Here is a 12,884-nt window from a genome sequence, read left to right on the forward strand (position 1 = left end):
GCGCATCCGGGAGTAGCGGCAAGGATGTTTGAAGCGCTTTCCCGCCAGCAAATCAACATTCAAATGATTGCCACTTCCGAGATTAAAATTAGTTGCGTTGTGGATGAAGGACAAGGTGTAACTGCTTTGAAAGCAATTCACGCAGCCTTTGAACTTGCCGGCACCGAAAAAATCCAAGTTCCCGCCTAATACTTGTTTGCAGTCGGGATGAAGAGTCCTAATAATGTAGGGTGGGCCTTGCCCACCTTACCCAATTGCAGAGCATTAGGCTGTGTTTTAATAAAATATGACCACTAAATCTTCTCGGACTGAATCCGAGTTTGAGAAATTACCCGATAATACTATAGCACCATCTACCCAACACCCAGTTTTTCAATTAATTCATTCCACTTGATCTTGTGAATAGGCTGCAACTCTGTATCAACACTGACCAGATTAGAGTAATTTGTCACAAAGTTTTCTAAAGAAATTAATCTTAAGTAATATTGAATCGTGGGAATGACTCCATTAATTATTATTTGACAGCCATGCTCTTCTCTAACTTGAGATATTATGTTGTTTATTTCGTTAATCTCAGAGGCTTTAATATCCTTACACGAAAGTATATAGTATCTTTTGGGATTAAACCTGATAATTTTTTCATAAGCTATTCGCACAATTGTTAAGTCAATTTCCCGATCGAGCTTTACTTCAATAGCTTCACAGATTTGCCCTTGTTCGTCAAATACTTCTATGTCGCCTGAACTTCTTGAAGTCAAGTCAGATGATGTGTGACTCCCTAAAGGTGCTAAAGTACAGTTTTCATATCTTTTCACTTCTGCCAGAAGAGACTTGTACGTGGTATAGATAGCCAGAACAGGCAACTTTGAGCCACCGCGAACTTTATATTTAGTAAAAAAATGCTCCTCCAGACAAGAAACTATACTCAGTATGTTCAGAGTGTCAGGATTAACTAATTGGGCTACGTTTACAATATTTTTAGCTTGTACTTCAATAACTTTATTCAATATCAAGCGCAGCACATTATCTGCCTGTTCAGGTCTGCTTTCAACATAATCAATTATATTTAAAAATGCTTTTTTTACTGCCTTGTTGCTTATTTTGCCCTGGTAGTCTAAATTGTACGGGTACGGTTGTTCTAAAGACCTGGTGAGCCAACCGCTTTCAGCCATAGAGGGAAGTCCCAGTTCTTTTAATGTAGGTGTAATATATAGAGTGTCAATAGTTCTTCCCGAAAAACCACCCGGCATACTACTCTGATGTTTTCTGATGTCCTGTTGAGGGAATAAAGACTTGTGAGTTAGAAGAGAAACCAAGACGGTATAGACGCCCTTTTGTTTGTATGCTTGTTCACCAATTAGTAAAATATATTCAAGGTATTGTTGAGGAATATCCTTGATATCAGCAATTGAAAAGGACAAGCTGTATATATTCTTCAGTTTTTCTTTGTGGTTCATTTGGCTCATTAGACAATAAATTTTGACTTAATATTTCTTGCGCGATCGCCTCCACCACCGGTACACAAACCGAATTCCCAATTTGCTTGTAACTTTCCCCCGCACTCGGATAACTCTTAAAATCTTCAGGAAAACCCATAAGACGGTAACATTCCTTCAGCGTCAATTTTCTCACCATATCTTGCTCAGGGATGTAGATAAAAAACCTGCCAGAGGTTTCTTGCGAAGGAATAGTCGGATGCACTCCATCTACCGAATAAATGCGATTAGGCTGTCTGTGAACTCTCGATAAATGTTCTGTATTGGGCCTCACGCCAGTTTTCCAAGTACCTTTATTTCTGTAACCTACAAACAAAAGTCCCGAATCTTGCTTTCTCGGATAATCAATTAAAGTATACTCTGATTTGTCCAATATTTCAAAATCCCCTGTCTCGTCTATAAATTCCCTGAGTTGCGGAGGAAACTTACTTTTAAGTCGAGAAAAATTGAATTCTTTACCTTTAGTTGCAATAATAAATATTCTTTCACGATGTTGAGCTATCCCAAAGTCTTTAGCATTCAGCATTTTGTAATTCACGCTGTACCCCAACTCTCTAAGACTAGCAATAATTACTTTTAATGTATTTCCCTTGTCGTGATGGATTAAGTGCTTGACATTTTCGAGAACAACTACTTGAGGTTGCTTTATTTTGATAATTTTACAAATATCAAAAAATAGCGTCCCTCTAGTATCTTCAAAACCTAGCTTTTTGCCACAGATGCTAAAAGGTTGGCACGGAAACCCGGCGACTAAAACATCAAAGTCTTCTAAGTCGACGGGATTAATTTTACTGATATCTCCAAAAGGAACCTCACCGAAGTTATCCGTGTAAACTTGTCGGCATTTGCTGTTAATCTCGCAGGAAAAAACGCATTCAAAGCCTATTTTTTCAAACCCTTGTCTGAAACCTCCTATTCCTGAAAACAAATCTATAAATTTCATTTTGGCTCAGCTTTAACACAAACAAATCATCTATACAATAATAACCGATTTTGCATCATAGATAAGTGAGCAACGGCTAAAAAAACAGAATTCCCAGATCCCAGACTTCTTGAAGAAGTCGGGGATCTAACAGCGATCGCGTCTTAAGTTCACTCATCAATTTCTCTGTCGAGCCCGATCGACTGTAGCATAGGAGCGATAGGCAAATTGCAGGAATTGTCGATCGCCCGAAAATTCCCCCCGCATTCAACCAACCAACCTGCCAAACTTGTCCCGCAGCCGACTAAACTAGAAATAGCAAAACAAATCACAGCTATTGTCTACTTTCTTTCACCAACCATGAGTCAAACCTTGGAAAATCTCACAGCAATCGATGACAAGCTATCCAAACGCCACATCGACCTCGATCCAGGCGGCTACTTCATCATCTATCTCGATCGCGAAACCAGCTTAATCTGTGCCAAACATTTCACCAACATCATCGACGATCGAGGCCTCGCCGTCGATCCCGAAACTGGTAAACCTATCCCCGCCCGCGGCAAAGTAGAACGCACGCAATCCACAGTTTTTAGCGGCAGAACCGCCAAAGAGCTTTGTGTCAAAATCTTAGAAGAAACCCGCCCCAGCCCGGTGACAATGTTAGATCACGCGGCTTATCTGGGACGGGAGTTTGTACGGGCAGAAATTGCATTGTTGAGCGATCGAGAATACGTTCAAGATTAGTGCAGCCCTGCCTTAATTTCTTTACAAAACGGCAACCGATCGAATTTATCAGCACCCGATCACGAAAAACCTTGATACCAGAAATAAGTCACCATCGGAATCACTGTCGCCAACACCAACAGCACAACCACAACAACTGTGGCATTGCCTCGATCTGTTTCTTCAGCTTTTTTAAAGGTGCCTTCAACTTGAATGTTGTCAACAACTTCAGGAGGGCCCGGATCGGGTTCGCCCGACAAAACAGTTGCAATGCGCGTACTTGCAGCCGAAAATGCCTCGTTGTATTTATTGGCTTCCCGCAGCGGCACTTGCACGGTTTCCCCAGCTACACTCTGGGCAATTTCATCGGTTAGCAGGGATTTAACCCCTTCGCCGGTGCGAATTGCTGCACTGTTGGTAACAGTGTCGAGAACGAGTAAAATTTGATTAGTCTGGTCTTCTTTTGCGGGAAACCACTGTTCAAACAGTTGGTCGGTAAAAGTGGCAGCCGTTTCGCCGTAGTCTAAGCGGTGGATGGTGACAAATCTGACTTGTTTCCCTGTTTTGTTTTCCAGGTTGTCGAGCACGCTGCTGATATTGCTTTCGCTGCTGCGGCTGAGTACGTCGCCTTTGTCGAACACCCAAGTTCGATCGCCCGTCGACAACACGGGCATTTCGTAAACGCCAGTCGCCAATGCCGGCAATACCGCCATCTGGGATGCGATTAGGGCGATCGCGATCGTCGCCGCCAAAGGTTGGAGATATTTTCTCCAGTTAAATAATTGCTTCAGGAGTCGGGTCATGAGGTTAACCGTAAAACTGACTTTTTTCCAAAAATACTATAGAAACCCCCGTAAAATTCATTTTATGCAGGGCAATATTTACAATTAGCTCGCCAGTGGAACTCCCCGCCCGATTATTTTAGGATTCTAACTATGGAACCAGCAGACACTTATAAAGGTTGGATTATTCAATCCCAGAAAGTCTTCTACGTCGAGGTTTGGGATAGTCGCGGCAACCGCCACGTAGCCGTCCAAAATGCCAAGACTGAGGAGGAAGCTTTGGAATTGGCCAAAAAGTGGATAGACAAATATGAGTCAAAACCCGGAAGAATGGCGATCGACGTACCCCATCCTTTCGGAGACATGATCGATATGCCATTTTAATTCAGTTGACTGTTGACTGTTGACTGTTAACAGTTAACATTACAGCTTGTCGGGTACTCTACTAGAGACAAAACCTCTTCAAATCGAGCAATTATTGCAACTGACACATCAGAAGAATAGGCCAGTTGCGTTTCGGACTGCATTTGTCATCAGCAGATAAAGTTACGAAATTCCTCGCAATTTCCGCGTATTTTCCACTAAACTCCGAGCAAATTCGTCGAACCTTTCAGACAGTTTTTCATCCAACAATTTACCATCAGGACTAAAAGCTTTCCAAGCTTGTCCGATCGCAATTTGTTCTGGAATGACCCAAGCGTGCACCCATCTTAAAATCACGCGCAAATCGTTGAGTGCGTTGTTGTTAACTTGCCCTCCCAAAACGCTAATCCCACCCGCAACTTTCCCGTCCAAATGCTCAAAACTCATCAAATCCAGGGCATTCTTGAGAGCACCGCTGACGCTACCGTGATACTCCGGCGTTGCCAAAATCAAAGCGTCGGCTTGCTTAACCGCATTCTGCAGCTTTTCCACATCGGGGTAATCGATATAATCATTCTCACCATTGCAGAATGGCAGATTGAGCGATCGCAAATCGAATATTTCAACTTCCGCGCCCAGGGCCTGCGCCCGTTCTGCTGCCACCTTCAACGCTAACTGGCTGTAGGAGCCAGCCCGCAAACTTCCACCAATGCCGACAATTTTTACCATAAAGCTTAAAAACAATAAATGCTCGGCTAAAACGTACTCATTACGAGTATGTTTAACATAGCAAGTTCGATCGGCAACTGTCAAGTTAAATTTTCCGATGTAGAAAATAGAAGGAAGAACAGAAGGTTACGGGTAAGAGGGGTGAGTGCTCATAAGCCCAGTAAGGGAAAACAGACTCGGAGCGTTCACAAGCCACTATTTTGAGGGGTTTCTTAAGATGCCCGCGAGAGATAAACCCATCCAACACCCGCCATCTTGTTAAAATAAATGAACGTAGCAAACCACAAGCGGTCAATCTTGGCAGTCTTCAACCTTGGGCAAAGCAATATGAAAAATTCTTGGAAACACGCATGGCTGGGGCATCTAGCTGTAAACAAAGACAAATCGAGCCAGAATCCTAAAAAATCAATTTCAGGACGGAATCTTTGGCGCATCCTGGGCAGTTTGGTGATTTCTCAAGGAATATTGCTCTCGACCCCGGTGTTTGCCGAGAGCGCGCCAAACACCATGAGTTACAGCCAACTGATCGACAACATAGAAAAAGGGCAAGTCAGTAAAATCGAAGTAGACGAAACTCAAAAAATTGCCAAGGTTAGGCTAAAAAATCAAAAAAGCGATCAAACCCAATCAGTTAGTCTGTTCGACTACAACAACCGAGAACTGTACTCCCAAATCCGCGCCAAAAAGATTGACTTTGAAGTCAAACAAACAGCCGACAACGCCGCCGCAGTCAGTTTAGTAGTAAACTTGCTAGTGATTTTTGCAGTGTTGGCAGTGCTGATGGCAATCCTGCGCCGATCGACACAATCTCAAGGAAATGCCATGAACTTCGGCAAATCCAGAGCCCGTTTCCAAATGGAAGCCAAAACCGGCGTGATGTTCGACGACGTTGCAGGCATCGAAGAAGCTAAAGAAGAACTGCAAGAAGTCGTAACCTTCCTCAAAAAACCCGAACGCTTCAACGCCATCGGCGCCAAAATTCCCAGAGGAGTTCTGTTAATCGGGCCTCCAGGAACCGGCAAAACAATGCTGGCAAAAGCCATCGCAGGCGAAGCAGCCGTCCCCTTCTTCAGCATCTCCGGTTCGGAATTTGTAGAAATGTTTGTCGGAGTTGGCGCCTCCCGCGTCCGCGACTTGTTCCGCAAAGCTAAAGAAAATGCCCCCTGCATCGTCTTCATCGACGAAATAGACGCCGTAGGAAGGCAGCGCGGCGCTGGTATCGGCGGCGGCAACGACGAACGCGAACAAACTCTCAACCAGTTGCTGACAGAAATGGACGGCTTTGAGGGTAACAGCGGTGTGATTGTGATTGCAGCTACTAATCGGCCGGACGTTCTCGATACCGCCCTGCTGCGGCCCGGCAGGTTCGATCGCCAAGTAACGGTAGATTTACCCAGTTACAAAGGGCGTTTGGGGATTTTGCAAGTTCACGCGCGCAACAAAAAACTCGACCCAGAAGTTGCCCTAGATACGATCGCCCGCCGCACTCCCGGCTTTTCCGGCGCCGACTTGGCAAACTTGCTCAACGAAGCAGCAATTCTTACCGCGAGGCGTCGCAAAGACACGATTAGTAACTTAGAAGTTCACGACGCGATCGACCGGATCACGATCGGGCTTACCCTCAACCCGCTGCTCGACAGCAAGAAAAAGTGGATGACAGCGTACCACGAAGTCGGACACGCCCTAGTCGCGACCATGCTCAAAAATGCCGATCCAGTTGAAAAAGTAACGATTATTCCGCGTTCCGGCGGCATCGAAGGCTTCACTAGCTTTGTGCTCGACGACGAAATGCTCGACAGCGAAGGTTTGAGGAGTCGGGCTTTGCTGTTAAACCGAATTAAAGTAGCTTTGGGGGGACGGGCGGCGGAAGCAGAAATTTATGGCGATGCTGAAATCGACACTGGTGCCGGTAGCGATCTCAAAAAAGTTAGCAGTCTCGCGAGGGAAATGGTAACGCTTTATGGAATGTCGGATTTGGGGCCTGTGGCTTTGGAAAGTCCGAACAATGAGGTGTTTTTAGGCCAGAATTGGAATTCGCGATCCGAGTATTCCGAAGACATGGCAATTAAGATCGATCGGCAAGTCCGGGAAATTGCCTTTGAGTGCTACGAAGAAGCTCGCCGAATTATCCGCGAAAATCGCGCTTTGGTAGACAAACTTGTCGAAGCGCTGTTGGATGAGGAAACGATCGACGGCGATGAATTCCGCCAAATTGTCGAGCGGTACACCGAGTTGACCAAAAAAGAGTTGGCACCAACGTAAAGATTCATTAGTTATTCAAGTTTGTAGTGATGACTTGATTCCTCATTCCCGAAAAAATCAGGACTTTAGTCATTACTACAAACCAAAAAAAATGACTGCTAACTAATGACAAATTAAGATTGTTGCGCGTACATTTCCCGGAGTACCAAAGCCGGGTCAACCCAGCGGCCGCCGTACTTCAGTCCCCAGTGCAAGTGAGGTCCACTCGTGCGGCCAGTCATCCCAACTCTGGCAATTCTCGCACCTGCAGGCACTGTTTGACCTTGCCAAATTTGCACGGTACCTTCGCTATCGGTATAATAACGCCCGCCGTTAGCTGTTAGCACTCGGCCTCTGAGGTGACAGTAGATGTGTTCCCAATTTCCCGATCGCACCACCATACCAGTGCCGCACCGGCCATCTTCCCAAACTTCCACAATTTGGCCGCCCCACCAATTGCGGATATAGCTGCCTTCCGGGGCCGCCATGTCCAAACCGTAATGAAAATCCCCGCCACGGGGGCCGAAGGCGGAAGTGTATGTTTCAAAGTTTTCGACTGGAAAAGAAGCTTCTTGCCACAAATTACCCGTCGCTACTCTGCTTGGTAAGCCTGACTGAGCTTTGACTACCTGCTGCTGAAAATAAGGGCCGATCAACACAATGCCGATCGAAAGTGCCAGCAGCAGCATCTGTCTGAAACGAAAAAAGCGTTTTACCGTCAGCGGGCCTCTAGAGTCTTGCAGGATTTTTTTCACGGCTCAAAGTTAAATGTGTGTGGGAGTTTGCGTTGTCTGTTAGGCTCACATTTTGCACCCTTGTCAGTCAATAAAGCTTTCCGGGGCGGGCTTTCCGTCCCACCAAAAAAATCATTCTTTGTGGAACGGGCATCTTCCCCGTTTCTGAGTTTCTGAGAAGGGTGCAAGATGTAAGTTATGCCAATTCGCTGCAAGATTGGCTTTGAGCTCTACTCGCGATCGCGAATCAGTTTAATAACAACGTGTATCTTACTCCATCCAAAACCGGTGTCAAGGCTTCCGGGTAAATGTCCAGGGGTGATAAAAAAAAATTGGCTGAGGAATTCGTGCTGCGGTTGAATTCGATCGAGCTTTTGCTTGACACTATAGTTAGTTAGTTCCGGGATTTTGGATGTCATCCAAAATCTCAAATTCATAACACACACATCAAGCAATGCTTACTGAAATTTTTCCTTTTAGTTTTGCCATAGATGCAACTGCGATCGCCGGTGCGTCCTTGTGGTCTTTGGCCCTGTACTGGGGCCTGTCGCCCCTCACAGAATGGGTAATCCTGCAACTCAACCGCTGGATGAATTTTGCCGAGAGATCCCTCTACACCTCGGAAGCCGAGTTTGAAAGAACCCGCCAAGCCAGAGAAGCCCAAAATGCCTTTTACGCTTCCCTGTTGAGCATTCTGCCCTTTTTAATTGTGGGCGGATTGTGCAATTGGGGCGTGGAATTGTCTCTGGGCACTGGTTGGGCGGTATCTATGGGTACGATCGCCTGTATTGGCGGCGGCGTGTACGAACTCGGCCGCCGTGACGGTCAATCTTAGGCGGTTTTAGATTGTGGATTTTGGATTTTGGATTGCTCAAGATATTCTGAGATTTACCAGCCTCTAGAATTGATCGTAATCTCAAATCCAAAACTCCAACTCTCAAATAAATATGACATTTCCCGTTTATTTATCGATCGCGCCTCAAACAAAATTAGCAATGTATTTTAACCGTAATTTGACTCAGGATGTTTACCCAAAAGTCGCAGTTGCCGTTCAGTAGCGGTAGCGAGAATTTCGGGATTGAACTGCCACGGCCAAGGCGAAAATTTCTGCGCGATGTTGCGGTGGGAATAATGCACTTGCAGTAAGTAGCGAGTTCCATCTGTCGTCGTATTTTTGCCGCCGGAGTGCCAAATTTCACTGCGGAAAAACAGCACATCTCCTGCTTTGCACAAAACTGGTTCTGGGGAGTGTCCGTTCCAAGTTTCTTCCCCGCGATCGGGTTTTCTACCAGATTTGTGACTGCCAGGAATAATGTAGGTAGGACATAGGTCTTCAGCGATGTCGCTGAGATAGAAATGGGCTGTACAAATCCATACTGGCAGTTGAAAAGTGCGATCGCCAAACACGCTTTCGGGCACGGGTACAAACACCTGATCGACGTGGACGCGCCAACCATCATAACCGGGCCCGCTTTTCCATGCAGTCATGCCGATAATATGGCAATCGCTGCCCATTAATGCTTCGGCTAATTCAATTATACCCGGTCGATCGGCATAGGAGAGCCACAGGCGATCGCGATTAAAAACGCACTTAAAATGCTGGTTCAATTCACTCCAACTGCTACCATCGAGTCCGAAGGGTTGCAGGCGATCGAGTGCTTCCTTGGTTTGCGCCACTTCCGACGGACTGAGTACACCAGGAATCAGCGCAAAACCATCTTCATGCACTGCTTCTGCTAGACCTGCGGTATCGAAAAGATCCCAAATCTTTTGCCGATAGCTGAAAACTTCCCTTAACGTGCTTGCGTTCATAATTTAAAAAGTAAAATTATTAACTGTTATTAAATTAACACTTATTCTGCTCGATACTTGCATACTATGAAACCAGCCACCCGGTTTATTGGTACATCAGGACTTACACAAGATTTAATTATGTAGACACGCACTGCTCACATTACGTCTGATTTGGGAATAAATTAAATGAAATACCAACCCGAACCAACATCATTAAATCAAGCCCGTGCCGCCTTCCAAAAAATCTGGGGATACGACGACTTTCGACCACCGCAAGGAGAAATCGTCGGTAGTTTATTAGCCGGAAAAGATACAATTATAATTATGCCGACAGGTGGCGGCAAATCAATCTGCTTTCAACTGCCAGCTTTGTTACAAACAGGCTTAACGTTGGTAGTTTCGCCGTTAGTCGCACTGATGGAAAATCAAGTACAAGAATTGCGCGATCGCAATCTTCCTGCTTCCCTACTCCACAGTCAATTGCCAACAGCGCAGCGCCGACAAACTATGCAGTCGCTGCAACAAAACAAATTAAGATTGCTGTACCTGTCTCCTGAAACATTACTCAGCAAACCTGTTTGGGAAATTATCAGTCAGCCACAGATCCAAATAAACGGTTTAATATTAGATGAAGCTCACTGTTTAGTGCAGTGGGGTGATACTTTTCGACCAGCTTACCGCCGTTTGGGAACAGTGCGATCGGCTTTGTTGAAAGCTAAACCAGCAAACAGTAAAATTGCGATCGCCGCTTTCACCGCTACCGCCAACCCGGAAGCACAGCAGACAATCAAAAATGTGTTGCAACTGCAAAAACCCGAAGCCTTTCTGCTAAGTCCGTACCGTTCTAACCTGCACCTGCAAGTGCAGACAGTGTGGACGCCGAGAGGACGCAAACAGCAGTTATTAAATTTTATTAAAGCTAGACAAAATCAAGCAGGTTTAGTCTATGTACGCACTAGAAAAGATAGCGAGAATTTGGCAGATTTGTTGGAAGCAGCAGGTTATGAAACAGCAGCATATCATGCAGGTTTAAGTCCAGAATCACGACGAAAAATAGAAACAGCTTGGCTGAACAATAATATTAAATTCGTGACTTGTACCTCAGCATTCGGGATGGGAATTAATAAGCCAGATGTCCGGTGGGTTGTTCACTTTCAAGCACCTTTGCTATTATCGGAATACATTCAGGAAATTGGTAGAGGCGGACGCGACGGCAAATCGGCGATCGCCCTGACATTGATTAGCGAACCTACGGGTTTTCTTTATCCCGAAGATAAACAAAGAAAGGAATTTTTTCAAGATAAATTGCGATCGCAATACCGAGAAGCTCAGCAATTAGCCAAAAAACTGCCAGTTAAAGGCGATATAGAAGCAGTTTCTCGCGAATTTCCCGAAAGCGCGATCGCCCTTTCAATCTTGCACAGTAGCGGACAATTAACATGGCAAGATCCTTTTAATTATGCGATCGATAAATCTCCCCAGCAAAAAGCTGAAAAATTAAATTTTACCGCAGCGGAAGAAATGGCTAAATATCTCAAACATCGCGAGTGTAGGTGGCAATTTTTGCTGCAAGCTTTTGGGTTTGCCAAGGAAGCTAAATCAATGCGCTGCGGCCACTGCGATAATTGTCGATAGAATTGACGATTATACTCAAACGACTTAACCACTCCGACCAAAGAAACCGGGTTTTTTACCCAGTCTGCGGGCCCAAAGGAAGTATTGCGGTGAGAAAAACCGGTTTCTCGCTGCCCGTGCGATCGCGAACTAACTCACAGATGTTATGATGAAGATATTTGCTTTACACACTTGGCAAAAAATAGTAAAAAGTAAATGATAGAAACAGACACTGCGGCACAGATTTACAGAGTAGAAAATACAGAGGAATTCGATCGCAGTAATGTCAATCAGCGATTAGATATTTGGCTGTCAAACCAGATACCGGACTTATCCCGATCGCGAATCCAAACTCTGATATCACAAGGCAACGTCAAAGTCAACGACGAAACCTGCACCTCGAAAAAAATATCAGTAAAAACGGGCGATCGCATCCACCTCACTTTACCCGAAGCCCAGCCCACTTCCTTGCAGCCCGAAGCAATTCCCCTCGACATCCTCTACGAAGATGACAGCCTCATTATCATCAACAAACCAGCCGGATTAGTCGTCCATCCAGCCGCCGGACACGCAGACGGTACATTAGTCAACGCCCTCTTAGCCCACTGTCCCCTAGCAGAAATAGGCGGAGTTCAGCGGCCGGGAATCGTGCACAGATTAGACAAAGATACAACAGGTGCGATCGCGATCGCCAAAACCGACATTGCCCACCAACACCTGCAAGCCCAACTCAAAACCAAAACCGCCCGCCGCGAATATTTAGGCATAGTTTACGGTGCTCCTAACACCGAAACAGGCACAATAGACTTACCCATCGGGCGGCATCCCACAGACCGCAAAAAAATGGCAGTAGTACCAGTAGAAAAAGGCGGTCGCCCCGCAGTTACTCACTGGAAAATCAAAGAAAGAATCGGCAACTATTGCTTAATGCACTATCAATTAGAAACCGGCCGCACCCATCAAATTCGCGTGCATACAGCGGAAATAAAACATCCGATTGTCGGCGACCCGATGTACAGTTCCAACCGTTCGATCGGCGTCAATTTAACCGGACAAGCCCTCCACGCATGGCGGCTGACATTGCAGCATCCCGTAACCGGAGAATTAATAGAGGCGATCGCACCTTTACCCGATCAATTCAACACTTTGTTGAAAATATTGCGATTGCGCTCTCACACTTGATATTTTGGGCAGTTAACACTGGTAAAGTATTTACTATAAACATTTTTTCGCCTTCCTTTTTTCTTGATTAAACTTCTTGCCTAAATCTTTGATGTAAGATGTCAACCGCAGATGAAAATAGATGTACGCAGATGAACGCAGATACATTTAAAGATAGGAGAGCGAAAAAGGGCTTCAATTCAAGTCTAATATTTATCGGTTATATCATGTCCGGTCGATCAACCATAATATAATCAGGAGGAACAGCACCCCCATCAAATAAAGAATGCCAAAACGAATTACGATCGCACCTCATCTGAGTCCA

The 12,884-nt window shown here is 45.4% G+C and carries 14 protein-coding genes; 7 read left to right on the top strand and 7 right to left on the bottom strand.

The window, feature by feature from the left end; all coding sequences use genetic code 11:
• On the top strand, positions 1 to 189 hold a 189-nt coding region (locus QUA45_RS25235), incomplete at its 5' end, for an ACT domain-containing protein (protein ID WP_333222476.1).
• Positions 190 to 353: 164 nt separating this feature from the next.
• Here QUA45_RS25235 and QUA45_RS25240 read toward each other — a convergent pair.
• On the bottom strand, positions 354 to 1,457 hold the full coding sequence (locus tag QUA45_RS25240; RefSeq protein ID WP_333222478.1) for a hypothetical protein: 1,104 nt from the start codon (positions 1,455 to 1,457) through the stop codon (positions 354 to 356).
• On the bottom strand, positions 1,402 to 2,439 hold the full coding sequence (gene dcm, locus QUA45_RS25245; RefSeq protein WP_333222479.1) for a DNA (cytosine-5-)-methyltransferase: 1,038 nt from the start codon (positions 2,437 to 2,439) through the stop codon (positions 1,402 to 1,404). Before dcm ends, QUA45_RS25240 begins: the two co-directional genes overlap by 56 nt.
• 339 nt (positions 2,440 to 2,778) lie before the next feature.
• Between dcm and QUA45_RS25250 the strand changes: the two genes are divergently transcribed.
• On the top strand, positions 2,779 to 3,162 hold the full coding sequence (locus QUA45_RS25250) for a DUF4346 domain-containing protein (protein WP_333100070.1): 384 nt from the start codon (positions 2,779 to 2,781) through the stop codon (positions 3,160 to 3,162).
• A 59-nt stretch (positions 3,163 to 3,221) separates the two neighbouring features.
• On the opposite strand, the gene psb32 is transcribed toward QUA45_RS25250, so the two are convergent.
• On the bottom strand, positions 3,222 to 3,944 hold the full coding sequence (gene psb32 / locus QUA45_RS25255; protein WP_333100069.1) for a photosystem II repair protein Psb32: 723 nt from the start codon (positions 3,942 to 3,944) through the stop codon (positions 3,222 to 3,224).
• A gap of 132 nt (positions 3,945 to 4,076) precedes the next feature.
• Here psb32 and QUA45_RS25260 point away from each other — a divergent pair, with 132 nt between their 5' ends.
• Positions 4,077 to 4,307 (top strand): hypothetical protein, encoded by a 231-nt coding sequence (locus QUA45_RS25260; protein WP_190734279.1) that lies wholly within the window; start codon positions 4,077 to 4,079, stop codon positions 4,305 to 4,307.
• Positions 4,308 to 4,469: 162 nt separating this feature from the next.
• On the opposite strand, the gene QUA45_RS25265 is transcribed toward QUA45_RS25260, so the two are convergent.
• Positions 4,470 to 5,015: an NADPH-dependent FMN reductase gene (locus QUA45_RS25265; RefSeq protein ID WP_333100089.1), complete on the bottom strand. Its 546-nt coding sequence runs from the start codon at positions 5,013 to 5,015 to the stop codon at positions 4,470 to 4,472.
• 327 nt (positions 5,016 to 5,342) lie between these two features.
• Between QUA45_RS25265 and ftsH the strand changes: the two genes are divergently transcribed.
• Positions 5,343 to 7,277, top strand: a complete 1,935-nt coding sequence (gene ftsH / locus QUA45_RS25270; protein ID WP_333100068.1) for an ATP-dependent zinc metalloprotease FtsH — start codon at positions 5,343 to 5,345, stop codon at positions 7,275 to 7,277.
• 113 nt (positions 7,278 to 7,390) lie between these two features.
• On the opposite strand, the gene QUA45_RS25275 is transcribed toward ftsH, so the two are convergent.
• Both QUA45_RS25275 and QUA45_RS25280 read right to left on the bottom strand, forming a co-directional pair.
• Positions 7,391 to 8,011, bottom strand: a complete 621-nt coding sequence (locus tag QUA45_RS25275; protein ID WP_333100067.1) for a M23 family metallopeptidase — start codon at positions 8,009 to 8,011, stop codon at positions 7,391 to 7,393.
• Positions 8,012 to 8,220: 209 nt separating this feature from the next.
• Positions 8,221 to 8,409 (bottom strand): hypothetical protein, encoded by a 189-nt coding sequence (locus QUA45_RS25280; RefSeq protein ID WP_333222481.1) that lies wholly within the window; start codon positions 8,407 to 8,409, stop codon positions 8,221 to 8,223.
• Positions 8,410 to 8,444: 35 nt separating this feature from the next.
• Here QUA45_RS25280 and QUA45_RS25285 point away from each other — a divergent pair, with 35 nt between their 5' ends.
• Positions 8,445 to 8,825 carry a hypothetical protein gene (locus QUA45_RS25285; protein WP_333046563.1) on the top strand — a complete coding sequence of 127 codons (381 nt, stop codon included), beginning with the start codon at positions 8,445 to 8,447 and terminating at the stop codon, positions 8,823 to 8,825.
• A gap of 167 nt (positions 8,826 to 8,992) precedes the next feature.
• Here the strand turns inward: QUA45_RS25285 and QUA45_RS25290 are convergent, their stop codons facing one another.
• On the bottom strand, positions 8,993 to 9,802 hold the full coding sequence (locus tag QUA45_RS25290) for a phytanoyl-CoA dioxygenase family protein (protein WP_333100065.1): 810 nt from the start codon (positions 9,800 to 9,802) through the stop codon (positions 8,993 to 8,995).
• Positions 9,803 to 9,970: 168 nt separating this feature from the next.
• Here QUA45_RS25290 and QUA45_RS25295 point away from each other — a divergent pair, with 168 nt between their 5' ends.
• Together QUA45_RS25295 and QUA45_RS25300 are read left to right on the top strand one after the other, a co-directional pair.
• On the top strand, positions 9,971 to 11,419 hold the full coding sequence (locus tag QUA45_RS25295; protein WP_333100064.1) for a RecQ family ATP-dependent DNA helicase: 1,449 nt from the start codon (positions 9,971 to 9,973) through the stop codon (positions 11,417 to 11,419).
• Positions 11,420 to 11,614: 195 nt separating this feature from the next.
• Complete coding sequence (locus tag QUA45_RS25300; RefSeq protein ID WP_333100063.1) at positions 11,615 to 12,580, top strand: RluA family pseudouridine synthase; 966 nt, start codon at positions 11,615 to 11,617, stop codon at positions 12,578 to 12,580.
• Positions 12,581 to 12,884 lie beyond the last annotated feature (304 nt).

The sequence above is a fragment of the Microcoleus sp. Pol12A5 genome, from assembly GCF_036701435.1.
In the GTDB taxonomy this organism is placed as follows: domain Bacteria; phylum Cyanobacteriota; class Cyanobacteriia; order Cyanobacteriales; family Microcoleaceae; genus Microcoleus.